This window comes from Pseudomonas sp. BGA-UO-ETr-WB11 (assembly GCF_059567785.1).
Genome location: NZ_JCAQOS010000006.1, coordinates 371,486 through 396,415, shown reverse-complemented (window position 1 = coordinate 396,415; position 24,930 = coordinate 371,486). Strand labels below are relative to the sequence as shown.

Below are 24,930 nucleotides of genomic sequence, written 5' to 3'. Positions count from 1 at the left end.
TAACTTGACGGAGAGAATCATAGGCCGGCTTGATGACAATGGCTCATTGATTGAACCGATGGGCATGATTGGCTAAGCCAATCGTAGATGCCGGCCCGATACAATTTTTAAAGCAGACTGGCGTCGACACTCAACACCAGCTTGCCACTCACCTGATTGCTCGCCAGCGCGGCAAAAGCGGCTTCCACATCAGCGGCAGCAAAGGTCTGTGCCAGTTGCGGCTTGAGCTGACCGGAAGCAAACAGCGGCCATACGTGCTGGGCAAGGTCGTGCATTAGCTCGGCCTTGAACAGCTCATCACGATTGCGCAGGGTCGAGCCCAACAACTGGATACGCTTGCCCAACAGCAAGGCAAAGTCCAACTGCGCTTCACGCCCGCCCATCAGACCGATATTGATCCAGCGGCCATCCAGAGCCAGCAGCTGCAAATTAAGCGCTGCGTAACTGGCCCCGACCGGATCAAGGATCACGTCGAACGGGGCAAAGTCGCGCAAGGCCTGCAAATCATCCTGGCGCACCACACCGCCCTGGGCGCCCAGTGCTTCGCAGTACGCCAAGCGTTCTGCGGAGCCGACACTGACCCAGCACGGGTTGCCAAACGCCTTGCACAATTGAATAGCCGCCGAGCCGACACCACTGGCGCCGGCATGCAGCAAAACCTTCTCGCCAGGACGCAGCGCGGCCAATTGATACAGGTTGAGCCAGGCCGTGGCGTAAACCTCGGGCAAGGCCGCCGCCTCGGCCAGCGACACCCCCTCGGGCACGGGCAGGGCGTGACGGCCATCGACCACGACTTCCTCGGCCATGCCGCCACCTGCCAGCAGAGCGCAAACGCGGTCCCCGACCTGCCAGTTACTGCCGGCACCGACCTCGATCACCACCCCGGAACACTCCAGCCCCAGAATGTCGCTGGCCCCGGCAGGCGGCGGATACAAACCCGCACGCTGCAACAGGTCGGCACGGTTAAGCCCGGCGGCCGCCACCCGGATGCGAATCTGCCCGACATCACAGCTCAATGACGGACGCTGCACCCACTCCACACTCCCTTCGACGCCTTGCAATGCCTTCACGCTGCCTCCATAGTGAGTTTTGACTGAGCCCAGCATGGAATTGCCGGGTTTTTTGCATTTGCAGCCGGGGTAACGGAACCGGCGCCCCAAAATATGGCCCAATATGCGTTATCAGCAGCCTTCGCGTCGAATCAGCATGAAGCATTTCTTCCCCGCCACTACGCTTGCCCTGTTGCTCAGCGTTGCCCCATCGCTGTTTGCCGCCAGTGCCGCGCCCAACAGCTGGAGCGCCTTGCAACCCGAGCGCGAGCAAGTGATTGCCAGCCTTAATGTAGTGGAGCTGCTCAAGCGCCATCACTACAACAAGCCGCCACTCAACGACGAGCGCTCGCTGAAGATCTACGACAGCTACCTGAAGCTGCTCGACCCGTCGCGCAGCTATTTCACAGCCGCCGACATTGCCGAGTTTGACCAGTGGCGCACCCAGTTCGATGACCTGCTGAAAAGCGGTGATCTCGACCCCGGCTTTATCATCTACAAGCGCCACCTCGACCGCCTCAAGCAGCGTCTGGACTTTGTTCTGGCGCAGCTGGATGACGGCGTCGACAAGCTCGACTTCAGCATCGACGAAAGCCTGCAAACCGACCGTGAGAAAGCCCCCTGGGCGAAGAACAGCGCAGAACTCGACGATCTCTGGCGCAAGCGCCTGAAAGACGAAGCCCTGCGCCTGAAGATCGCCGGCAAAGAACCCAAGGCCATTCAGGAGCTGTTGCTCAAACGCTACAAAAATCAGATTTCGCGCCTCGAACAAACCCGCGGCGAAGACATCTTCCAGGCCTATATCAACGCCTTCGCCCAAACTTACGACCCGCATACCAATTATCTGTCGCCGGACAACGCGGAAAACTTCGACATCAACATGAGTCTGTCGCTGGAAGGCATCGGCGCCGTGCTGCAAAACGACAATGACTACGTCAAAGTCGTGCGCTTGGTACCGGCCGGCCCGGCGGACAAGAGCAAGCAGATCGTGCCTGCCGACAAGATCATCGGCGTGGCCCAGGGCAATGGCGAGATGGTCGACGTGATCGGCTGGCGCCTGGATGAAGTGGTCAAGCTGATCCGTGGGCCGAAAGGCTCAGTGGTACGCCTCGACGTGATTCCGGCCAGCAATGCGCCTAATGACCAGACCAGCAAAGTCGTGGCCATCACCCGCGAAGCCGTGAAGCTGGAAGAGCAAGCGGCGAAAAAATCCGTACTCAAGCTGCAGCACGAAGGCCACGACTACAAGCTCGGCGTGATCGAAGTGCCGGCCTTCTACCTCGACTTCAAGGCCTTCCGTGCTGGCGACCCGAACTACACCAGCACCACCCGCGACGTGAAACGCCTGCTCGGCGAATTGCAGAAGGAAAAGGTCGACGGCGTGGTACTCGACCTGCGCAACAACGGCGGTGGCTCCCTGCAGGAAGCCACTGAGCTGACCGGCCTGTTCATCGACCAGGGCCCGACCGTACTGGTGCGTAACAGCGACGGCCGCGTGGATGTGCTCAACGACGAAAACACCGGGATCTTCTACAAGGGCCCACTGACCGTACTGGTCAATCGCCTGTCCGCTTCAGCCTCGGAGATTTTTGCCGGCGCCATGCAGGACTACCACCGCGCCTTGATCATCGGCGGCCAGACCTTCGGCAAGGGCACCGTGCAAACCGTGCAGCCACTGAACCATGGCGAACTGAAGCTGACCCTGGCCAAGTTCTACCGCGTCTCCGGGCAGAGCACGCAGCACCAGGGCGTGATTCCGGACATCGAATACCCAGCGGTAGTCGACACCAAGGAAATCGGCGAAAGCGCCCTGCCCGAAGCCATGCCATGGGACAGCATTCGTCCGGCGATCAAACCGGCGGTCGATCCGTTCAAGCCCTTCCTGGCCGAACTGCAGGCCCGGCATAACACGCGCACCGCCACCGATCCGGATTTCGTCTTCACCCGTGAGCGCCTGGCCTTGGCGCAGAAGCTGATGCATGAAACCACCGTCAGCCTGAATGAAACCCAGCGCCGCGCTCAGCATGCCGAAATCGAAGGCCAGCAGTTGGCAATGGAAAATGCCCGACGCAAGGCCAAAGGCGAAGAACAGCTGAAAGAGCTGAAGAAAGTCGACGAAGACGCCGCGCCGGAGGAAGAAGCCAAAACCAAACCGGAAGACGACGCCTACCTGACCGAAACCGGCAAGATCATGCTCGACTATCTGGGCCTGCGCCCGGCGGTTGCCACTCACTAGGCTCTGTTGCGGTTTCATCGTGAACCGCGTTGCCGCGAATGAAACGGCAACAGACCCAAATCCCGGCAATGTAATAAGAACGTCACGCAACTGTCGTGAAATAAACAGGCCGCCACCAGGCGGCCTGTTTATTTCACCGGCAACGAGACGCCCATGACCACCATCGAGCAGTTAAGCGCCCTGAGCCAGATCCTGGCCCAAGGCAACTTGCACAGCCTGTTCCAACCGATAGTCTCGCTCTCCGAACGCTGCATCCTCGGCTACGAGGCCCTGACTCGCGGCCCATCCAACAGCCCTCTGCACTCGCCCATCCCATTGTTTGCCGTCGCCCGCCAAAGCGGTCGCCTGAGCGAACTGGAAATTGCCTGCAGAGAAAGCGCCTGCCGACGCTTCAGCGAGCTGAAGCTGCCGGGCAAGCTGTTCCTCAATATCTCCCCCGAATCCCTGCTGGAAGCCGGCCATCAGCCTGGGCGTACGTTGCAGCTGCTGAAAACCTATGGCATCGATCCCAGCCAAGTGGTGATCGAGCTGACCGAACAGGCGCCGATTGACGACTTTTCCCTGTTGCACACCGCCCTGCACCACTACCGCGCCATGGGCTTTTCCATTGCTCTAGATGACCTTGGCGCCGGCTACTCCAGCCTGCGTCTGTGGTCGGAGCTGCGCCCGGATTACGTCAAAATCGACCGGCACTTTATTGATGGCATTCATCAGGATGCGGTCAAACGCGAGTTCGTTGGCTCCATTCTGAAAATGGCCAAGGCTTCACGCGCCCAGGTTATTGCTGAAGGCATCGAATTGCCTGAAGAGCTGGCAGTACTCGCTGAAATGGGCGTCGACCTGCTGCAAGGCTATCTGCTCGGCCGCCCTCAGGAGCAACCGCCACAGCAAGCCCAGGACATCCTGCCCCTGCTGGAAGCACGACACGCCACCCTCCAGGATGAAAGCGGCGACCTCAGCGCCCTGCTCAACAAGCAAACAGCCGTACACGCCGAGCAAACCATCGGCGAGGTCCTGGCGGCCTTCCGCGCCCAGGCCAACCTCAACTCCATGGCGGTGCTCGATGCGCAGCAGCAACCGATTGGCATCGTTCACCGCCACTCACTGACCGATGCCCTGCTCAAACCCTTCGCCACCGACCTGCTGGCACGCAAACCGATCAGCCGCCTGATGAGCGACGACTTTCTCGCCGTCGAACTCGAACAATCCCTGCAGCAGGTCAGCCGCCTGCTCACCAGCCGGGCGCGGCAACGCATCGAAGAAGATTTCATCATTACCCACAAAGGCGTTTATCACGGCCTAGGCCGGGTGATTGACGTGCTCAAGCTGATTACCGAACTGAAGATCCAGCAAGCCCGACACGCCAACCCGCTGACCCTGCTGCCGGGCAACGTACCAATCCAGCAGTGCCTGACCCGCGTATTGCAGCAAGAGCGCGAAGCGATGATCTGCTATGTCGATATCGACAGCTTCAAGCCGTTCAACGACATCTACGGCTATGCCAAAGGTGATGAGGTCTTGCTGTGCCTAGCCCAATGCCTAAACGAAAGAGTCGACCCCACCTGCGATTTTGTCGGCCATATCGGCGGCGATGATTTTCTCTTGGTACTCAGTTCAAAAGACTGGCGTAAGCGTTTGCAGCTGTTGCAGGAGGATTTTCAGGGGCAATGCCGACGGTTCTATAAGCAGGAACACTTACAAGCGGGTTGCTTCAGCGCAACCAATCGCCAGGGCCAGCGTCAGGAATTCAGCTTGTTGACCCTGTCCATTGGCGTCGTGCACTTACACCCGCAAGCCTGCGCCCAGCTGGATGCCGGGCAATTGGCGGAGCTGGCCTCACAGGCCAAACATCACGCCAAAGGCGTGCCGGGTTACAGCCTGCACATCGTTGATACGCTGCTGATGGGCAATCAGAGCCCCAACTCGACCGCGCGCGCCTCGTAGCGCTGAGCCAACACCGCATCAGGGGCCTGCCCTGATGCGCCGTCACGGTACAAAGTGGCCAACCGCCGCGCGGCCAGGGGATGGCCCGCAGCAGCCGCCATCACCCACCAGCTTGCGGCCAATTGGCCATCAGCCGCCTGCCGCGTATCGCCCGCCAGGCTCAACACGCCCAGTTGATAGGCCGCCTTGCCGTCACCAGCCTGGGCTGCCAAGCGCAGCAGGCGCATGCCCTCCTCGCGCGCTACGAGGCCCTGACCGCGAAACAGCAGCAGATGGCCATAAAAGCTTTGTGCGGCTACGTCACCGAGCGCCGCCATGCGCGCAAACTGACCCTGCATCCAGTGCCAGGCACGCGGCTGTTTAACCAGCCAAGGCCAACCCAGCAACCGCCGAGCCAGCAGATAACCCAAGCGTGCACGCAGTGACCACAGCATCAGAGTTCCTCGGGATAGGTGAATTCAAATACTCGCGCCACTTCCGCGGCGTGCCAAGACGCGGCGGCGACACCGTCAGACGGTCCGCTGAAACGCCCCAATTGCCCCACACAGTCAAAAAAGCCGGTGCGCGGCAAACGGCTGGCGCCTTGGCTGATCACCAGAGCGCTGCGCAGCGGCCGCTCCGCACGGGCATCCAGGCCTGCCAGATACTCCAGCGCGGCGGTCAGGGTCTGCATTGCCGGTGTAGGCAACTCCAGACGCTCCACCAGCGCGCGATAGGTCAGCAGATGGCGCTTGCGACGGGCATCGTCCAGCTCAAGCAACAGCGCCTGCCAATGCTGACGACTGATCTTCACGCTCAAGACGGATCGCTCCAGCCAGAGACGCTCAAAGCACGAGCCAGGGCGCGACGGATGGCAGCGTCGGGTTGACGCTCGGCGGTTTCAATCAATTCGAGGTAGGACGGACTGATGCCGACTGTGCGAGCCAATTGTTCAATGGATAAACCCAAGCCCTCACGCAGACTGCGCATCTGGCTCAACGCGGCCACGGGCGGTTGTGGCGCCGCCGGTTCGGCCATCGGAGATTTACTTGGCATGCCGGCAGCCTTTAACAAGGCCTGAAACTCGGCCCAAGGCAATACAGCGTATTCCGGCTCACCGTCGCGGGCGATCACTTGCACATTCATTGTTCGGGGCTCCATGGAAAGCAGCACCAGACGGGCTGGCACATTCCTTAATTGCCGCCATCTTAACAGGAGGTATGCCCTCTCGGGCGCTCAAGCCAACGCCAATCTGCCGTCCACCGCCCGCGGCCTGGGCCTTACAAGGTTACCCACAAAAGCTGTGGATAACCTTGTGCACAAATTCTTAACAAAGCGACCAAAGCCCCGCCACACGGGGCTCCCCTACAGATCGGACACTTTTTAAACAGTAAAAATAAATGAATAAAATCAATAACTTAAAATAAAAACCAAAGCACCGCGACGACAACCCCTGATGCACAGCCGGCCCTGCTGGTCAATGTGCATAACCGTAACAGTAACAACTGAAAAACCCGCACAAAACCTTGGCCGCCAGGCTTTCGTGAGGATTACCTCACCCCCAGAATGCACAACGCCCCGTCGAGACGGGGCGCTGGGTGTCAGGCGACTGCTTACTGCTGAGGAGCAGCTGCCGATGGGTCTTTGATCGACAACAGTTCCAGATCAAATACCAATACCGAGTTGGCTGGAATCGCCGGGCTCGGGCTCTGAGCGCCGTAAGCCAGTTCACTCGGGATGTACAGTTTGGCCTTCTCGCCAACGTGCATCAGCTGCAGGGCTTCAACCCAGCCTGGAATCACACCGCTAACCGGCAGATCAATCGGGCTGCCGCGCTGGATCGAGCTATCGAACACCTTGCCGTCGGTCAGGCGACCTTCGTAGTGCACACTCACCACGTCGGTGGCTTTTGGCTGAGCGCCTTCGGCCTTGGTAACGATTTCATACTGCAGGCCCGAAGCGGTGGTCTTCACGCCTTCACGCTTGGCATTGTCTTCAAGGAACTTCTTGCCGGCCTTGGCCGCTTCGTCGTTCAGAGCAGCCATGCGCTCTTCAGCACGCTTTTGCAGGAAGGCAAACGCCTCAACCAGCTCGTCGTCTTTGAGCTTTTGCTCTTTCTTGCCAATGGCGTCTTCGATGCCCTGGGCTACAGCCTGGGAGTCCAGATCATCCATGCCTTCCTGCGCCAGGCTCTTGCCCATGTTCAGGCCGATGCCATAAGAAGCTTTCTGCGCCGGAGTGTTCAGCTCGGCGCTGGTTTGCGAATCACAGCCCGCAAGAACCAGGCTCACCAGAGCTACAGCTGCCAAATGTTGTTTCATGCTTATTCCTTGTTCCTGCGCTTGAGGGGCAATTCGAGTGAAGACGCGAGCTTAGCAGGCCGCCTCAATCACTGGCTACCCACGATCTGAACGAGAAAATGCCGAATAGTTCAAGCACTTGGAGGATTGATGAGCAGAACGGCTGAGGGTTAGCTGGCAGAAACTGCGAAGAAGATCGAAAAGCTGCGACGAGCATTTCGGCGCACGAAAATAATCCGCGCAAATGAAAAACCCCCAGGCATTTCTGCCTGAGGGCTTTCGAATATGGCGCAGCGGACGGGACTCGAACCCGCGACCCCCGGCGTGACAGGCCGGTATTCTAACCGACTGAACTACCGCTGCGCGTAACCCCAAAAGTTATGGTGGGTGATGACGGGATCGAACCGCCGACCCGCTGCTTGTAAGGCAGCTGCTCTCCCAGCTGAGCTAATCACCCTTCACTCTCGAAGTGGGCGCATTCTAGACACGATTCGAGAACCTGGCAACCCCCAATCGAAAATATTTTTACTGATGCAGCAAAGACTTAGCACAGGGTTGGCCAATCTGCTGGCGGAAGAGAATAATGCGCGCTTTGTAAATGGAGAGTGATCCTTATGTGGTTCCGCAACCTGCTTGTTTATCGCCTTACCCAGGATCTGCCCTTCGTTGCTGACGAACTGCAAGCCGCCCTGGCCGCCAAACCCGCTCGCCCGTGCGCCAGCCAAGAGCTCACCACCTATGGCTTCGTCGCCCCTTTCGGCAAAGGCGCAGACGCTCCGCTGGTGCATGTCAGCCAGGACTTCATCCTGATTGCCGCGCGCAAGGAAGACCGCATCCTGCCCGGCAGCGTGGTGCGCGATGCATTAAAGGAAAAGGTCGAGGAAATCGAAGCCGAGCAAATGCGCAAGGTTTACAAGAAGGAACGCGACCAGCTCAAGGATGAAATCATCCAGGCCTTCCTGCCCCGCGCCTTTATCCGTCGCTCGACCACCTTCGCTGCCATCGCGCCTAAGCAGGGCCTGATTCTGGTCAACTCCGCCAGCCCGAAGCGTGCCGAAGACCTGCTGTCGACCCTGCGCGAAGCTATCGGCTCGCTGCCGGTGCGACCGCTAACCGTGAAGATGGCACCGACCGCTGTGCTCACCGAATGGGTCAAGACCCAGCAAGCGGCTGAGCACTTCACCGCGCTCGACGAATGCGAACTGCGCGACCCGCAGGAAGACGGCGGCATCATTCGCTGCAAACGTCAGGACCTGACCAGCGACGAAATCCAGCTGCACCTCAGCACCGGCAAGCAAGTGACCCAGCTGTCACTGGCCTGGCAGGACAAGCTGTCGTTCGTGCTCGACGAGAAGATGATCGTCAAGCGCCTGCGCTTCGAAGACCTGCTGCAAGACCAGGCCGAACAAGACGGTGGCGATGACGACCTGAGCCAGCAGGACGCCAGCTTCACCCTGATGATGCTGACCTTCGGCGAGTTCCTGCCGCAGCTGTTCGACGCCCTCGGTGGCGAAGAGATTCCTCAGGGCATCTGATCCGCGCACCAACAAAAAGCCCGGCATCTGCCGGGCTTTTTCGTTTTCAGACGATCAGCGCTGGCTGCCGCGCAATGCGCCAACCTGCACCTGCAAGGCCTCGCACTTGGCCAACTCCGGCGCCAGCGGTTGCCCGGCGACCAGGGTGATACGCGACCACAGGCGCTTGAAGAAGCCCTTGTGCGGATCACGACTGAAGAAGCTGCCCCACAGCCCCTGCAGCGCCAAAGGAATCACCGGCACCGGGGTTTCGTCGAGGATGCGCTCAATTCCCGATTTGAACTCATTCAGCTCGCCATCGGTGGTCAACTTGCCTTCCGGGAAGATGCACACCAGCTCGCCGTTACGCAGGTATTCGGCAATCTTCTTGAACGCGGCATCGTAGATCAGCAGGTCCTCACTGCGCCCGGCAATCGGCACGGTGCCGGCAGTGCGGAAGATGAAGTTGAGCACCGGCAGGTTGTAGATCTTGTAGTACATGACGAAGCGCACCGGCCGGCGAATGGTGCCGCCGATCAACAGCGCGTCGACAAATGACACATGGTTGCACACCAGCACCGCCGCGCCCTCGTCCGGAATCACCTGCAAGTTACGCTGCTCAACCCGGTACATGGAGTGGGTCAGCAGCCAGATGAGAAAGCGCATGCTGAACTCGGGCACCAACTTAAAGATGTAGCTGTTGACCGCGATGTTCATCAGCGACACCGCCAAGAACAGCTGCGGAATACTCAGTTTGGCCAGGCTCAGGAACAGGATCGAGGCAATCGCTGAAATCACCATAAACAGTGCATTGAGGATGTTGTTGGCGGCGATCACCCGCGCCCGCTCGTTCTCCGCAGTGCGCGCCTGGATCAGCGCATACAACGGCACGATGTAGAAACCACCGAACAAGCCGATGCCAAAGATGTCAGCGAGCACCCACCAGGCCTGCGGCTCTGCCAGGACCGCCAGCCAGTTGTGCGGCTCAAGACCAGCGGCGAAACCACCCGAGTGCCACCACAAAAGCACACCAAACACCGTCAGCCCCAACGAGCCGAACGGCACCAGGCCGACCTCCACCTTGCCGCCCGAGAGCCGCTCACAGAGCATCGAACCACTGGCAATACCGACCGAGAACACAGTGAGAATCAGGGTCACTACGCTTTCGTCGCCGTACAGCCACTCTTTGGCATAGGCCGGAATCTGGGTCAGGTAGATGGCGCCGAGAAACCAGAACCACGAGTTGCCCACCAGCGAGCGCGACACCGATGGCGTCTGCTGTTGCAGGCCCAGGCGCAGGATCGACCAGGACTGACGGAAGATATTCCAGTCCACCCTCAGCTCCGGCATGGCCGCATGGGCGCGCGGAATGCCGCGACTGGCCAGGTAACCGACACAGGCCACCAGCACAATCGCACCCGCCACCCAATTGGCGTAGGCGCTGCCGGACATCATCATGCCGGCGCCGATGGTGCCAGCGAGAATGGCCAGAAACGTGCCCATTTCCACCAACGCGTTGCCGCCCACCAACTCATCCTCGTGCAGCGCTTGCGGCAGGATTGAGTATTTCACCGGGCCGAAAATCGCCGAGTGGGTGCCCATGGCAAACAGGGCGAGAAACATCAGCGGCAAATTGTTGAGCAGAAAACCGCCGGCCCCCACCGCCATGATCACGATCTCTGCCAGCTTGATCGCGCGGATCAAGGCGTCCTTGGCGAACTTCTCGCCAAACTGGCCTCCCAGGGCGGAGAACAAAAAGAACGGCAGGATAAACAACAGCGCACACAGGTTGACCAGCAGCGCGCGGTCAGCCTCCAGGCTGAGCTTGTAGAGAATGGCGAGAATCAGCGACTGCTTGAAGATGTTGTCGTTGAAGGCACCCAGCAACTGGGTGAGAAAGAACGGCAGAAAGCGTCGTTTACCCAGCAATGAGAACTGCGAATGGCCACTCATAGTCGTTCATCGTCCCTTGATAGCGGTCTTGCGGCCCCACTGGCCGTACTGAATTGGATCGCATCAATAGGTACAAAAGCCACAGTCTTGGGCGATTTTGCCGCAGCAGTCGGCAAAATCGCTCGCGATTACAACGGTAATTGCCCTAAGGCCCAGCGCAGCAGAAAAAAAATCAGCAGCCCCCCGCCAATTGTCGCCAGCAGATGACGGGTCAGAGCGGCGATCAGGATGCACGCCACCCCAGCCAGCAAATAAGCGTTATCCAGGCTTAGCTGCCAATGCTGGCCGTCGGGCATAAACATACCCGGCATCACAATCGCCGCGAGGACCGCACCGGGCACGTAATGCAGCCCCTGCCGCACGATCAGCGGAAAACGCAGATGGGGAAAGGCAAACAGGCTGTAGCGGATGGCAAAGGTGATCAGCGCCATGCCGATGATCAGGTTCCAGATCGACATCAGACGGCCTCCTCGACGAGCTGCAGACCTTGTCGGCGCTCCAGGTATAAACCGATGGCGATGCCGCTCACCGCCGCCGCCAGCAAGCCCAACTGATAAGGCAAGCCATGACAGGCCAATGCCACTGCCCCGGCCACCAGCGCCGCCGCCACCTGGGGCCAGTTACGCAGCATCGGCACCACCACGCCGATAAAGGTCGCCAGCATGGCGAAATCCAGGCCCCAGGCCGCCAGGTTCGGCACCGTCTGACCAAACAGCACGCCGATCAGCGTACACAGCTGCCAATTCAGGTACATGGCCAACGCCGCACCGAAGAAGTACCAATGTTTGTGCACAGCACTGTCCTCCTCGGCATAACGATGCTGGACCACAGCAAAGGCCTCGTCGGTCAGCCAGAAGGCCAACGGCACCCGCCAGCGCGCCGGCAAATGCCGAACGAAAGGCTGCAAGGTGGCGCTGTACAAGGCATGGCGCAGGTTGACCACCAGCGTGGTCAGCAGCACCACCGCCATCCCGGCCCCACCACTGAGCAGCGACAGGGCAATAAACTGCGCCGAGCCGGCAAACACCAGCAGCGACATACCAATCGCCTGGGCCGCGGACAACCCGGCCGACGCCGCCAGGGTGCCGTAGATGATGCCGAACGGCATGGCGCCAACCAGCAGCGGCAACATATCGCGCATGGCCTGAAAGAATTCGCGTGAACGGGACATAACACCTCCGAAGGCCGAGCAGGCTAACGTTTCAGGACGCGCTTGTCTTGATGGATCGATCAAGATTTTCACCGCCACAGGCTGCGACCTTGGTCGCCCCTGACGGCGCCCTTCTGACGTGCGAGACTTGCCCTATTGATGGTGCCGCCCCGCAAGCGGCCCGAACCCAACAGCTTTACCGGCGAGCCTCTCGCCTCGCGCAGTCGGAGTATTCATGACCCTGTCCAACGGCTTGATCGCCGCGGTCGCTCTGGCCTACATGGCCATCCTGTTTGCCATCGCCTTTTATGGCGATCGCCGTGGCACGGCGCTGTCGCCGCGTCTGCGCGCCTGGGTCTACAGCTTGTCGCTGGCGGTGTATTGCAGCAGCTGGACCTTCTTCGGCGCCGTCGGCCAGTCCGCCGGGCAGCTCTGGTCGTTCCTGCCGATCTACCTCGGGCCGATCCTGCTGATGCTGTTTGCGCCCTGGATCCTGCAAAAGATGGTGATGATCAGCAAACAGGAGAACATCACCTCGATTGCCGACTTTATTGCCGCCCGCTACGGCAAATCACAATCCTTAGCGGTGGCCGTCGCGCTGATCTGCATGGTCGGTGTGCTGCCCTATATCGCCCTGCAACTGAAAGCCATTGTCCTCGGCGTTAACCTGCTGATTGGCGGCAGCGCCGATGCCAACAGCGTGCGCGCTCAGGACACCGCCCTGGTGGTGTCCCTGGTGCTGGCCCTGTTCACCATCCTGTTCGGCACCCGCAGCCTGGATGTCACCGAGCACCACCGTGGCATGGTGCTGGCGATTGCCTTCGAGTCGCTGGTCAAGCTGCTGGCCTTCCTGGCGGTTGGCATCTTCGTCACCTATGGCCTGTACGACGGCTTCGACGACCTGCTGCGCCAGGCCGAAGTGGCGCCGCAACTGGAGGCCTTCTGGCAGGAGAGCGTCAACTGGCCCTCGATGCTGGTGCAGACCTTTGTTGCCATGCTGGCTATCCTCTGTCTGCCGCGGCAGTTCCACGTCAGCGTGGTGGAAAACACCGAACCCCAAGACCTGCGCTTAGCCCGCTGGGTGTTCCCGGCCTACCTGACGCTGGCGGCCCTGTTCGTGGTGCCCATCGCCCTGGCCGGGCAGATGCTGCTGCCCAGCGGCGTAACAGCCGACTCCTTTGTGATCAGCCTGCCGCTGGCTGAAGCCCATCCCTTGCTGGCCCTGCTGGCCTTTATTGGCGGCGCCTCGGCCGCTACCGGCATGGTGATTGTCGCCAGCGTGGCGCTCTCGACCATGGTCTCCAACGACATGCTGCTGCCCTGGCTGCTGCGTCGGAAAAACACCGAGCGGCCGTTCGAAGCGTTCCGCTACTGGATGCTCAGCGTGCGCCGCATCAGCATCGTGGTGATTCTGCTGCTGGCCTATGTTTGCTACCGCCTGCTCGGTTCCACCTCAAGCCTGGCCACCATCGGCCAAATCGCCTTTGCCGCCATCACTCAACTGGCCCCGGCCATGCTCGGCGCCCTGTACTGGAAGCAGGCCAACCGCCGCGGAGTCTTCGCTGGCTTAGGCGCCGGCGCCGTGCTGTGGTTCTACACCCTGGTGCTGCCGCTGGTGGCCCGCAGCCTGGGCTGGTCGCTGGAGCTGTTTCCCGGCCTCAGCTGGTTGGCGAGCAAGCCCCTGGGCCTGCCCATCGACCCCCTGACCCTTGGCGTGGTGCTGGCCCTGGCCGGCAACTGGCTGGTGTTTGCGCTGGTGTCCATGCTCTCGCGCACCCGCGTGTCCGAGCACTGGCAGGCCAGCCGCTTTATTGGTCAAGACAGCAACCTGCGGCCCAACAACCGCACTCTGCTGGCCGTGCAACTGCAGGACCTGCTGCTGCTGGCCGGCCGCTTTGTCGGCGAAGAACGCGCCCAGCACAGCTTCCAGCGCTTTGCCCTGCGCCAGGGCAAGGTCTTCAACCCGGCGCAACCGGCCAACAGCGAATGGATTGCCCACACCGAGCGTTTGCTGGCCAGCGTCCTTGGCGCTTCCTCGACCCGCGCAGTGGTCAAGGCCGCCATCGAAGGCCGCGAGATGCAGGTCGATGATGTGGTGCGCATCGTTGGCGAAGCCTCCGAGGTGCTGCAGTTCAACCGCGCCTTGCTGCAGGGCGCGATCGAAAATATCACCCAGGGCATCAGCGTGGTCGACCAGTCTCTGCGCCTTGTGGCCTGGAACCACCGCTACCTGGAGCTGTTCGATTACCCCGAAGGCCTGGTGCGCATTGGCCGCCCGATTGGCGACATCATCCGCTTCAATGCCGACCGCGGCCTGTTTGGCGACGGTGACCCGCAAGCCCAGGTGGACAAGCGCCTGCACTGGATGCGCCAGGGCAACGCTCACACCTCCGAGCGCCAGTTCCTCGACGGCCGGGTTATCGAGCTGATCGGCAACCCCATGCCCGGCGGCGGTTTCGTGATGAGCTTCACCGACATCACCGCCTTCCGTCAGGCCGAACAAGCCCTCAAGGATGCCAACGAAGGCCTGGAGCAGCGGGTCAGCCAACGCACCCAGGAGCTCTCGGCACTCAATCAGGCATTGAGTGAAGCCAAGGGCGTGGCGGAAACCGCCAACCAGTCGAAAACCCGCCTGCTGGCCGCCGTCAGCCACGACCTGATGCAGCCTCTGAATGCCGCCCGCTTGTTCTCCGCCGCCCTCTCCCACCAGGCCGAAGCCCTGCCCCGCGAGGCCAGCGAACTGGTGCGCCAGCTGGACAGCTCATTGCGCTCGGCCGAAGACCTGATCAGCGACCTGCTGGATATTTCCCGTCTCGAAGGTGGCCGCGTGCAGGCCGATCGCAAGGCCTTCCCGCTGGCCAGCCTGTTCGACACCCTGGGCAGCGAATTCACCGCACTGGCCCAGCAACAGGGCATGGATTTTCGCCTGCGCGGCAGCCGAGCGTGGATCGACAGCGACAGCAAGATGCTCCGCCGGGTGCTGCAGAACTTCCTCACCAATGCCTTCCGTTATGCCCAGGGCCGCGTATTGCTGGGTGTACGCCGCCAGGGCGACTGCCTGCGCCTGGAGGTCTGGGACCGCGGCCCGGGCATCCCCGAAGACAAGCGCCTGGTGATTTTCGAGGAATTCAAACGCCTCGACAGCCACCAGACCCGCGCGGAAAAAGGCCTGGGCCTGGGCCTGGCGATTGCCGATCGGCTGTGCAAGGTGCTTGAACACCCGCTCGAAGTGCGCTCCTGGCCGGGCAAGGGCAGCGTCTTCAGCGTCAGCGTGCCGCTGGTGCGCCAGCCGCGTATACCGGCGCCACGCCCGACGGCCGAAACGCCAGTGCAGCTGCCCAGCAACTGCCAGGTGCTGTGCATCGACAACGAAGACAGCATCCTCAGCGGCATGCACAGCCTGCTGTCGCGCTGGGGCTGCCAGGTATGGACGGCGCGCAACCGCCTGGAGTGCGAACACCTGCTGGACGAAAACGTACGCCCGCAACTGGCCTTGGTGGATTACCACCTGGACGACGGCGACACCGGTACCGAACTGATGGCCTGGCTGCGCACGCGCCTGGAGTCGCCGATACCGGGCGTGGTGATCAGCGCCGACGGACGCCCGGAATTGATTGCGGCCGTGCATGCCGCCGGCCTCGACTTCCTCGCCAAACCGGTCAAGCCTGCAGCGTTGCGCGCGCTCATCAGCCGCCATCTGCATCTGGGTTGAGCCGGGCCTTGCATATGCAGCGAACGAAGGGGTACGCCAGCAATTAACCCGACTAGGGTTTGACAAAACCCTTGAGCAAATCGCCGACCCGCTCGCCCAACTCGCGGTTGGCGGACTGTTGCAGGCCTCGGGCCAGCTCGGTCTCCACCACCTGCTCAACCAACGGCCGCAGCTGCAACAACTGCGTGCTGAGCTGCTCCAGCTCTTCAGCCCGCGGCATGGCATTGAGCAACAGCGGGTTGACCAGATGGCTGACGATCATCTGCACAATGCCGGCAGCCAGCGGCTCGACCTGCTGACGAATCGCCGCCAACTCATCCAACAGCACAGGCAAGGGAATACCGGCCTGGAACAGCTGCACCCCGGCGGAAAACAGTCGCGGGCTGGGCACCCGCAAATGGTCACCGGCAAACTCCAAGAGCCCCAGGGCTTGAGCCTTATCCAGCAACTCATCGGTGAGCTGCGCACCAAACAACACCTGCACTTCATCAAATCCCAGGCGCACGCTCTCTTCCTGGTTCCAGGGTCCGACAATCGCCTGCTCCAACCCCAACACCTGGGCCAGCCCCTGACCCTGCTGCCAGGCCAACAGCAGTTCGCGAATGCTCGCAATGCTGTAGCCGCGCTCCAACAGCTCGCCGATCAGCTTGAGTCGACTCAAGTGTGCGTCGTTATAGACCCCGACTCGCCCGCGCCGCTCAGGCGCCGACAGCAGGCCACGGTCCTGATAGGCGCGCAAATTTCGCACGGTGGTACCGGCCGCGCGGGCCAGTTCATCGACGCTGAATTCCTGCACCGTTTCAGGCGCAACGCTCAACGGCCGCTGGGGCAAAAGACGCTGTAGCAGCGAAGGCATATTTTTCATGGCGGCGATCATAGCCGTCTGCGCCGGCCACCAACAACCGCCGAACACGGCCCAACCTTGGGTTGGACTCTCCCCACCCCAGCGTGCCCAAGAGCCGCCCTAATGCCCCACAAGCCAGACCAGGCATGACGTGCAGGGCTACGGTAACAGCGGTAACAACACCCAGCGCTGCCACCTGAACAGTCTGGCCAGGGGCAGCATTGCGCACTAATAATGATCGTGACATCGAACAATGTAACGATTGACCCACCCGGAGTCCGCCATGCCTGCCAGCACCGATCTAACCGCTTACGACCTGACGCAGTTTCGCGCGACCCAGCAACTGGCCTACCAATGCGTAGAAAGCATTGCCAAGGAACTCAAGCCCGGTATCAGCGAGAAAGAGGCCGCCGCGTTGATGAAGACCTGGCTGCAGGATCACGGGGTCAAGGAGTGGTTCCACGAACCCTTTGCTTGGTTTGGCCGCCGCACCGCCTTTGAAGGTTTCGACGGCCTGCGCCACCTGCGCGGCTTCAACCTGGCGTTCTATCCGGGCAAAACCCTGCTGGCCGAGGGCATGCCCTTTATCCTCGACGTGGCCCCGACCCTTGGCGGCTACACCGCCGACGTCGGCTACTCCGGCGCCTTGGGCGAGAACCTGGTGATGGAGCAATTGCTGGACGATCTGATGGCCCATCGCGAGCTGATCGTGCAACAGGTCAAGCAACGCCTGCCGCTGTCCCAGGTCAGTCAGGCGGTCGATAGCCTCTGCGCCACGCAAGGTACGCTGCCGCGGCACAAGGCCTATCCGTTTGAAGTGCTGGCCCATCGTGTGGAGAAGCTCGGCACGCGCCAAACCAAGCTGGCACTCGCGCGCTTTGGCGTGCGCAACGTCGCCACCCTGGTGAAAAACGCCCTGATCACCGGCCGTCGCGAGGGTTGGTCGCCACTCTGGTCCAGCCACTCGCGCTCCCTGCATCCACCTACCCCGGGACTCTGGGCGGTTGAGCCGCACCTGGGCTTTCGCGGCGTCGGCGCCAAGTTTGAAGAGTTACTGGTGGTCACCGAAACCGATGCCTACTGGCTGGATGATGACCTGCCCCATGTGCGCCGCTGGCTGGAACGTGGCCTCTTGACGCGCACAGAGGTGGCTGCATGAACGCGCCCCAAGCACTCCCCGTAGAAGCACCAAACACCGCACCCTGGGTCGCCGAAACACTGCGGGTGCAGGGCGATGGTGTCGAACTGGCGGCCTACCGCTGGGGCAACCGCGCAGGCCCAACCTTGTTGCTGGTGCATGGCTACCCAGACAACCACGAGGTCTGGCTACCCCTGGTGTATGCACTGGCCAGCGACTATCAATTGGTCGCCTATGACGTGCGCGGTGCCGGCGCCTCGGACAAGCCCGGCAAACGCCTGGACTATCACCTGACAAAGCTGGCCAACGATATGGAGGCGGTCATCCTGGCCACCAGTCCAAATCAACCGGTGCACCTGGTCGCCCACGACTGGGGCTCAATTCAGAGTTGGGAGGCGGTCACCGAACCACGCCTGGCGCCGCTACTGGCCTCCTACACCAGCCTCTCCGGGCCGTGCCTGGATCATGTCGGCCACTGGATGCGCGACCGTCTGCAGCAAAAAAGCCCCAAGGCCTGGGGTCAGGTAATCAGCCAGTTGCTCAGCTCTTGGTACATCGGCATGTTTCATACCCCGCTACTGCCTGAGCTGCTCTGGCGTACCGGGCTGGCCAAGCTCTGGCCCAGCTATCTGCAACGGGTCGAAGGGGTGCACAACCCCCACGTCAGCGCCAGCCTGAGCGCCGACGGCCAACACGGGGTCAAACTGTACCGCGCCAACTTTATCCGCAGCCTGCTGCACCCACGTCAACGCCCCACCACCGTACCGGTGCAGCTGATCGTGCAGACGCGGGACCGCTACGTGGGCCCACAACTGTTCGATCAGCTCAGCCGCTGGGTGCCGCAACTGTGGCGCAGAGAGGTGCACACCGGGCACTGGCAACTGCTGGCCGAGCCGACCCAACTGGCCGGCTGGCTGCGCGAGTTTATTACCCACCTGCAAGGCGGCGAAGGCAGCCCGAGCCTGCAGCGGGCAAAGGTCAAAGCCAATGCCGGGCCGGATGCCGGCAAAGTTGTATTGGTGACCGGTGCCGGCGGCGGTATCGGGCGCGCCACCTTGCTGAACTTTGCCGAACGGGGCGCCTGCGTGCTGGCCGCCGACATCAACATGGCCGCCGCCGAACGCAGTGCCGAACTGGCCCGTGCCCTCGGCGCCGAGGCTTACGCCTATCAACTGGACGTGGGCGACAGCGTGGCCATGCAGGCCTGTGCCGACTGGGTGCAGCAGCGTTTCGGCAGCCTCGACATCCTGGTCAACAATGCGGGCATCGGCATGGCCGGCGCCATGCTCGACACCAGCGCCGCCGACTGGGAGCGCTTGTTGCGCATCAACCTGTGGAGCGTGATCGACGGTTGCCGGCTGTTCGCCCGGCAGATGGTTGATGCCGGCAAGAGCGGTCATATCGTCAATATCGCCTCAGCGGCGGCCTTCGTGCCCTCGCGCAACTATGCCGCCTACGCCACCAGCAAAGCCGCGGTGTTAATGCTCAGCGAATGCCTGCGCGCCGAACTGGCCAGCCAAAGAATTGGCGTCACCGCCGTGTGCCCGGGCCTGGTGAATACCGGAATCATCCAAGCCACCCGCTTTCACGGCTTGAGCGCGGCCGCCGAAGCCAAGCAAAAAGCCCGCGCGCAGCGCCTGTACCAACGCCGCAACCTCACACCCGAGACGGTTGCCAAACACCTGATCCGCGCCATTGAACGTAACCGCGCGGTCATCGCGGTGGGCAGCGAAGCCCACCTGAGCGTCGCCCAATGGCGCTTTGCGCCCTGGCTATCGCGTTTGCTGGCCCGCCTGAACCTGGCCGCCTAACGAGGAGAATCCCCATGAACAAACCACACCAGCAACCGCAAGAGCAGCAGCGCCTACCGCAACGCAAAGTGCGCTTCGACTTCACCGACACCCCGCTGCACTGGGTGCCGAACGAGCCTGAGGCCTCGCACATCATGAACACCCTGCACATCCTCCTGCCGGCTGGCGAATTCTGGTTTTGCCGGGTGTACAACCAGGCCCTCAAACAGGTCACTGATACCGCGCTGCGTGAGGAAGTACGCGGCTTTATCCGCCAAGAGGCGCAGCACGCCCGCGCCCACGACAGCGCCCTGACGCCCTACCTGCTGCGCCATGGCATCGACCCCAAGCCCTATACCGAGCGCCTCGACTGGTTGTTCGAAAAAGTCCTGGGCGACTACCCACTGGGTGAAAACGCCCTGAGCCGTCGGCTGCAAAACGGCTGGCTGCGCCAGCGGGTCGGCATGATTGCCGCGATTGAGCACTTCACCTGCGTGCTGGGCGACTGGATCATCACCACCCGCAGCCTGGATGACGCCGATCCGGTGATGCTAGACCTGCTGCGCTGGCATGGCGCCGAGGAAATCGAACACCGCTGCGTCGCCCACGACCTGCATGTGCATATGGGCGGTAGCCTGCTGGCGCGCTGGCTGTATATGCTGATCGCCTCGCCCATGCTGATCTTTCTGTTCAGCAGCGGCTCACGCATGATGATGCGCCAGGACCCGCGAACCCGTTACAGCCGCGGCTTTATCAGCCTCTGGTCGGCACTGGGCCAGCGTGATGTGCTGCCGTCTCTGGGCAGCATTGGCCGCGCCGTGCTGCGCTACTTCGTGCCGAGCTTCCACCCGCGCACAGAGGGCAATATCGCCGTGGCCGAAGCCTATCTGCAGCAATCGCCGGCGGCGCAGCGCGCAGCAGCGCAAGCCCTGCTCGGCTGATCAGTGCCTGTTTCCAGCCACTCAGCGGTGGCTGGCAACAGGTCTGGCTTGACTCAAGGCCGCGCCAAAAGCATCCAATAAATTGATATTAAGAGCCGGATAATTGCGCTTTTAATCGACACCAAGCAGATAGATCATCGACTCCATCACGCAGCGCCGCCTTTTCGCCGCACTGCCAGCGGAGTACCAGCATGATCGAACTACGCCCGTTCAATAGCCTCGGCCACGCCCAGCACGGCTGGCTGAATGCTCGCCATCACTTCTCGTTCGCCGAGTACCACGACCCCAAGCGCCTGCACTGGGGCGCCCTACGCGTCTGGAACGATGACGAGATTGCCGCCGGCAGCGGCTTCCCGCCCCACCCGCACCGCGACATGGAAATCATCACCTACGTGCGCACGGGCGCCATCAGTCACCGCGACAATCTCGGCAACCAGGGCCGTACAGCGGCCGGCGACGTACAGGTGATGAGCGCCGGCACCGGCATTCAACACGCCGAATACAACCGCGAAGACGTCACCAGCAGTATTTTCCAGATCTGGATCATGCCCGACCGCCATGGCCACGCGCCGTCCTGGGGCACCCGCAGCTTCCCCAAAGGCGAGCGCGCCGGACAGTTCGTGGTGCTGGCCAGCGGCGTGGCCGGCGACCCCGACGCCCTGCCCATTCATGCCAAGGCTCGGGTACTGGCTGCCACACTGCTGGCCGGACAGCGCCTGGACTTTCCACTGAGCCTGCAACACAAGGCCTACCTGGTGCCGGCCACCGGCCGGATCGAGGTCAACGGCCTGCTGACCAACGCCCGCGATGGCCTGGCCATAAGCGGCGAGCAGCACCTGCAGATCAGCGCCCTGGAAGACAGCGAAATCGTTCTGGTCGAGATGCCCTGAGCCGCGCAGGCACTGGATGGCGCTAAACTGGGCGAAACAATCTCCGCCAAGGACGCTGTATGCCCGCCACCCTGGAACTGCTGCTGAGTTTTGCCACCGCCTTGGCCGTCGGTTTGTTGATTGGTACCGAGCGCGGCTGGAGCGCCCGGGAGACCGACGACACGCGCCTGATCGGCGGTATTCGCACCTTCGGCCTGGTGGGTTTGCTCGGCGGCTTGGCGGCCCTGCTCGGCCAGCAGTTCGGCCTGAATGCCTGGATCAGCATCAGCCTGATTTTCGGCCTGCTGGTGATTGCCGCTTACATCGGCGAGCAGCGGCATACCGGCGATCTCGGCGTGACCAATGCCATCGCCCTGCTGCTGACGTTTCTGCTCGGCAGCCTGGCCCTCAGCGACCAACGCGTGCTGGCCGCCGCCTGCGCGGTAGTCATCGCCATGTTGCTAAGTCTCAAGCAACCGCTGCACAGCGCCCTGCGTCGGCTCAATGCCGATGAAATCTCCGGGGCGTTGAAGCTGCTGTTTATCTCCCTGGTGCTGCTGCCGGTGCTGCCCAACGAAGGCTATGGCCCGTGGCAGGTGTTCAACCCCTACGCCACCTGGTGGATGGTGGTGCTGATTGCCGCCATCGGCTTTGCCGCCTATGTGGCGATCCGCGTGATCGGCCCGCGCAAAGGCCTGCTGGTGACCGCGCTGCTCGGCGGTATGGTCTCGTCCACCGCCATGACCCTGACCCTGGCACGCCTGGATGGCGGGCCGCGCATGCGCGCCATGCTCGCCTGCGGGCTGCTGGCCACCTCGGCGCTAATGTTTCCGCGGGTGCTGCTGGAAGTCGGCCTGGTCAACCCGGCACTGCTGGGCACTCTGTTCTGGCCCCTGGGTATTTGCGCCCTTAGCTACGCCGCCGGCGCACTGTGGTTCTATCGCCAAGCTAGCAACGACGTGGAGAGCAACCCTGAACCGCTGCTAAAAAACCCCTTCGAGCTGGGCCCAGCCCTGCGCTTTGCAGCCCTGCTGGCGCTGATCGTGTTTATGGTCGAGGCTGGCCGCCGCTCCCTCGGGGATGTCGGCGTGTACCTGGTGGCGCTGCTGTCAGGCACCACTGACGTCGATGCCATCACCCTGTCACTGTCGCGCAACGCCATGGGCGACCTCAGCAACCAGGTGGCCGTGCAAGGCATTTACCTCGCAGCACTGAGCAACAGCCTGGTCAAAGGCGGCCTGATTGCCCTGATCGGCGGCCGCCAACTGGCGCTGTGCACCTTGCCGATCATGGCCACAGGCCTGCTGGCCGGCCTCGCCTGCTTGCTCTTTATCTAACCCGAGGTTGTGCCAGCCAGCCCGCGCCTCAAGGTGAAACGGCCGCAGGTTCTTCGGCCGGCTCGCCACCGGCGCGCTCCAGCAACTCGGCCGGTAGGCTCTTGCTCGCTCGAGCACCCAACTGCTTGAGGTTCTCGGCACGACTGACCAAGTTGCCGCGCCCCTCGGTGAGCTTGTTGCGCGCTGCTGCATAGGCCTTGTCCAACTGCTGCAGACGGCTGCCGACCTCATCCAGATCGCCGACAAAAGCGACAAACTTGTCGTACAGCGCCCCGGCGCGTTCGGCGATCTCACGCGCATTCAGGCTCTGTCGCTCCTGCCGCCACAAGCTGTCGATAACCCGCAAAGTGGCCAACAAGGTGGTTGGGCTGACGATCACAATGTGCTGGGCATAAGCCTCCTGAAACAGGCCCGGATCGCCCTGCAACGCGGCGGCAAAGGCCGCCTCGATGGGCACAAACAGCAGGACAAAGTCCAGGCTGTGCAGGCCTTCAAGGCGCTGGTAGTCCTTCACCGACAGGCCCTTGAGGTGACTGCGCAAGGACAACACATGCTGCTTCAGGGCCAGGCTGGCGGCCACCTCGTCCTCGCTGGCCACCAGCGCCTGATAAGCCGTAAGGCTGACCTTGGCATCGATCACCACCTGCTTGTCGCCCGGCAGCTGGATGATCACGTCCGGCTGAAAACGCTGGCCATCGGCACTGCTCAGGCTGACCTGGGTCAGGTACTCGCGGCCCTTGCTCAGACCGGCATGTTCCAGCACCTGCTCCAGCACCAGCTCGCCCCAGTTACCCTGGGTTTTCTGGCCCTTGAGGGCGCGGGTCAGGTTGGTGGCCTCATCACCCAGGCGCTGATTAAGCTGCTGCAAGCGCTCCAGCTCCTTGCCCAGGGAGAAGCGCTCGCGGGACTCCTGCTGGTAACTCTCCTCAACGCGTTTCTCGAATGACTGGATGCGCTCCTTCAGCGGGTCGAGCAATTGCCCCAGGCGCTGCTGACTGCTGTCGGCAAAGCGCTGCTCGCGTTCGTCGAAGATCTTGCCGGCCAGTTCGGCGAACTGCGCCCGCAGCTCATCGCGCGAGCCTTGCAAATCGGCCAGACGTTGCTGGTGACTGTCCTGCTGTTCGCGCAACTCGGCGGCCAGCCCTGCACGCTCGGCATCCAGGCGGCGCAACTCGGCTTCCTTCTGCTCGCGACTCTGCGCCCACTGCTGAGCAGCCTCGCGGCTGGTGCTGCATTCCAGGCGCAACAATTCCGCCTCGCGGGTCAAGGCTGCCAACTGCGCCTGGCTTTGGGCATGGCTGTGCAATAGGCGCGAGGCTTCTGCGCGACTGTCCTCCAGCTGCACGCTGAAACCGTCCAGGGCCAGTTGGGTTGTGCTCAGGCGCTCATCCAGCAACAAGCGCTCCTGCTGCAACAGGTGCAGGCGTCGCTGCCATTGCCAGAGCACAACCAAGAGAGGAATCGCCGCCAGGCACAGGCCCAGCAACAGGTTGGGAATATCGATGGGCATGGTCGCCTCCGGGCAAATCTGCTGGCCAGTATACCCAGCCGTCAGGGCCACCGTACGACGGTAAAAAAGCGCTGGACAAGCCGAAAAAAACGCCCAAAGAAATGAAAAATCAGCGCAGAAAAACCTTGCAAAAAGCCCTCAGGCGCGGACTAGAGCAAGCGCTTGGGACAATCCACAGAAGCTGTGGATAACTCAGTGGACAAGTTGCGGAAAAGTTCCGCAACCCCCAGTCAAATGGGGCCCCAAGTTAAACTGATCACTTTTTAACCATCAAAAAAACTTGTTATTTTTCATGCACTTAAAAAGTCAACAAGAAGGAATGTGCGCCTGTGCGCAAAATCCGTCGCAGCCACAAACGACGCCTCGCAATTGTGCACAAGTCTTTCAAGTCAACCCCGCTAACGCCCCTTTTTAGCGCTTCGCAGGGGTTTTTAGCGCGGCGAAAGCGCGCAGTCGCCAAAGCCCCAGCCGGCGCGCCAGCAGCCACCGAAGCAGCCAGTTTGCAGAGGGGGAAAAACAGCCAACAACCGCCAGTTGGCGGAGGGCAGCGCCAGGGCGAGACACCGCCTGTTGCGCCAAAAACTGGCATCAACCGATGTCACCCCGAAGGCGCCGTTGGCGTGACAAGACCTCGCTCACCTTGCCCGTTGCGTTATCCTGCGCG

The 24,930-nt window shown here is 61.8% G+C and carries 19 protein-coding genes and 2 tRNA genes; 9 read left to right on the top strand and 12 right to left on the bottom strand.

The window, feature by feature from the left end; genetic code table 11:
- Positions 1–107: 107 nt before the first annotated feature.
- Positions 108–1,070, bottom strand: a complete 963-nt coding sequence (locus AC56DI_RS10750; RefSeq protein ID WP_496346133.1) for a zinc-binding dehydrogenase — start codon at positions 1,068–1,070, stop codon at positions 108–110.
- 136 nt (positions 1,071–1,206) lie between these two features.
- Here AC56DI_RS10750 and AC56DI_RS10745 point away from each other — a divergent pair, with 136 nt between their 5' ends.
- Together AC56DI_RS10745 and AC56DI_RS10740 are read left to right on the top strand one after the other, a co-directional pair.
- Positions 1,207–3,285, top strand: coding sequence for a carboxy terminal-processing peptidase (locus AC56DI_RS10745; RefSeq protein ID WP_496346132.1), 2,079 nt, complete (start codon positions 1,207–1,209; stop codon positions 3,283–3,285).
- Positions 3,286–3,438: 153 nt separating this feature from the next.
- Positions 3,439–5,229 (top strand): bifunctional diguanylate cyclase/phosphodiesterase, encoded by a 1,791-nt coding sequence (locus AC56DI_RS10740; RefSeq protein WP_496346131.1) that lies wholly within the window; start codon positions 3,439–3,441, stop codon positions 5,227–5,229.
- On the opposite strand, the gene AC56DI_RS10735 is transcribed toward AC56DI_RS10740, so the two are convergent.
- The 6 genes from AC56DI_RS10735 to AC56DI_RS10710 form a co-directional block, all read right to left on the bottom strand.
- Positions 5,196–5,663, bottom strand: a complete 468-nt coding sequence (locus AC56DI_RS10735) for an SEL1-like repeat protein (RefSeq protein WP_496346130.1) — start codon at positions 5,661–5,663, stop codon at positions 5,196–5,198. The two genes, AC56DI_RS10740 and AC56DI_RS10735, sit on opposite strands and share 34 nt — an antisense overlap.
- Positions 5,663–6,028, bottom strand: a complete 366-nt coding sequence (locus tag AC56DI_RS10730) for a hypothetical protein (RefSeq protein ID WP_496346129.1) — start codon at positions 6,026–6,028, stop codon at positions 5,663–5,665. The genes AC56DI_RS10735 and AC56DI_RS10730 overlap by 1 nt, the downstream gene beginning before the upstream one ends.
- The gene (locus AC56DI_RS10725) at positions 6,025–6,354 is read right to left on the bottom strand and encodes a helix-turn-helix domain-containing protein (protein WP_496346128.1); all 330 of its coding nucleotides are present in this window, start codon (positions 6,352–6,354) and stop codon (positions 6,025–6,027) included. The genes AC56DI_RS10730 and AC56DI_RS10725 overlap by 4 nt, the downstream gene beginning before the upstream one ends.
- A gap of 467 nt (positions 6,355–6,821) precedes the next feature.
- On the bottom strand, positions 6,822–7,529 hold the full coding sequence (bamJ, locus tag AC56DI_RS10720; RefSeq protein WP_496346127.1) for a BamJ family beta-barrel-assembly machinery protein: 708 nt from the start codon (positions 7,527–7,529) through the stop codon (positions 6,822–6,824).
- Between the two features lie 265 nt (positions 7,530–7,794).
- Positions 7,795–7,871: transfer RNA gene (locus tag AC56DI_RS10715), tRNA-Asp, on the bottom strand.
- Between the two features lie 18 nt (positions 7,872–7,889).
- Positions 7,890–7,965, bottom strand: a tRNA-Val gene (locus tag AC56DI_RS10710).
- A gap of 157 nt (positions 7,966–8,122) precedes the next feature.
- Here AC56DI_RS10710 and rdgC point away from each other — a divergent pair.
- Positions 8,123–9,043, top strand: coding sequence for a recombination-associated protein RdgC (gene rdgC / locus AC56DI_RS10705; RefSeq protein ID WP_324519277.1), 921 nt, complete (start codon positions 8,123–8,125; stop codon positions 9,041–9,043).
- A gap of 54 nt (positions 9,044–9,097) precedes the next feature.
- Here the strand turns inward: rdgC and AC56DI_RS10700 are convergent, their stop codons facing one another.
- From AC56DI_RS10700 to AC56DI_RS10690, 3 genes are all read right to left on the bottom strand, one after another.
- Complete coding sequence (locus AC56DI_RS10700; RefSeq protein ID WP_496346126.1) at positions 9,098–10,975, bottom strand: MFS transporter; 1,878 nt, start codon at positions 10,973–10,975, stop codon at positions 9,098–9,100.
- A gap of 128 nt (positions 10,976–11,103) precedes the next feature.
- Positions 11,104–11,433, bottom strand: a complete 330-nt coding sequence (locus AC56DI_RS10695) for an AzlD domain-containing protein (RefSeq protein ID WP_496346125.1) — start codon at positions 11,431–11,433, stop codon at positions 11,104–11,106.
- A complete protein-coding gene (locus AC56DI_RS10690; protein WP_496346124.1) occupies positions 11,433–12,146 on the bottom strand; it encodes an AzlC family ABC transporter permease in 714 nt (237 codons plus the stop codon). The genes AC56DI_RS10695 and AC56DI_RS10690 overlap by 1 nt, the downstream gene beginning before the upstream one ends.
- Positions 12,147–12,360: 214 nt before the next feature.
- Here AC56DI_RS10690 and AC56DI_RS10685 point away from each other — a divergent pair, with 214 nt between their 5' ends.
- Positions 12,361–15,837: a PAS domain-containing hybrid sensor histidine kinase/response regulator gene (locus tag AC56DI_RS10685; RefSeq protein ID WP_496346123.1), complete on the top strand. Its 3,477-nt coding sequence runs from the start codon at positions 12,361–12,363 to the stop codon at positions 15,835–15,837.
- A 52-nt stretch (positions 15,838–15,889) separates the two neighbouring features.
- On the opposite strand, the gene AC56DI_RS10680 is transcribed toward AC56DI_RS10685, so the two are convergent.
- Entirely contained in the window at positions 15,890–16,702 is an 813-nt protein-coding gene (locus tag AC56DI_RS10680) for a MerR family transcriptional regulator (RefSeq protein WP_496346122.1), read from the bottom strand.
- A gap of 262 nt (positions 16,703–16,964) precedes the next feature.
- On the opposite strand from AC56DI_RS10680, the gene AC56DI_RS10675 reads away from it, so the two are divergent.
- From AC56DI_RS10675 to AC56DI_RS10655, 5 genes are all read left to right on the top strand, one after another.
- Entirely contained in the window at positions 16,965–17,840 is an 876-nt protein-coding gene (locus AC56DI_RS10675; protein WP_496346121.1) for a M24 family metallopeptidase, read from the top strand.
- A complete protein-coding gene (locus tag AC56DI_RS10670) occupies positions 17,837–19,630 on the top strand; it encodes an SDR family oxidoreductase (RefSeq protein ID WP_496346120.1) in 1,794 nt (597 codons plus the stop codon). The genes AC56DI_RS10675 and AC56DI_RS10670 overlap by 4 nt, the downstream gene beginning before the upstream one ends.
- A 14-nt stretch (positions 19,631–19,644) precedes the next feature.
- Positions 19,645–20,550 carry a metal-dependent hydrolase gene (locus tag AC56DI_RS10665; RefSeq protein WP_496346119.1) on the top strand — a complete coding sequence of 302 codons (906 nt, stop codon included), beginning with the start codon at positions 19,645–19,647 and terminating at the stop codon, positions 20,548–20,550.
- A 191-nt stretch (positions 20,551–20,741) separates the two neighbouring features.
- Positions 20,742–21,440 (top strand): pirin family protein, encoded by a 699-nt coding sequence (locus AC56DI_RS10660; RefSeq protein WP_496346118.1) that lies wholly within the window; start codon positions 20,742–20,744, stop codon positions 21,438–21,440.
- A gap of 59 nt (positions 21,441–21,499) precedes the next feature.
- Positions 21,500–22,756, top strand: coding sequence for an MgtC/SapB family protein (locus AC56DI_RS10655; RefSeq protein WP_496346117.1), 1,257 nt, complete (start codon positions 21,500–21,502; stop codon positions 22,754–22,756).
- 28 nt (positions 22,757–22,784) lie between these two features.
- Here AC56DI_RS10655 and AC56DI_RS10650 read toward each other — a convergent pair whose 3' ends face one another.
- On the bottom strand, positions 22,785–24,152 hold the full coding sequence (locus AC56DI_RS10650; protein WP_496346161.1) for a DNA recombination protein RmuC: 1,368 nt from the start codon (positions 24,150–24,152) through the stop codon (positions 22,785–22,787).
- Between the last annotated feature and the right edge of the window lie 778 nt (positions 24,153–24,930).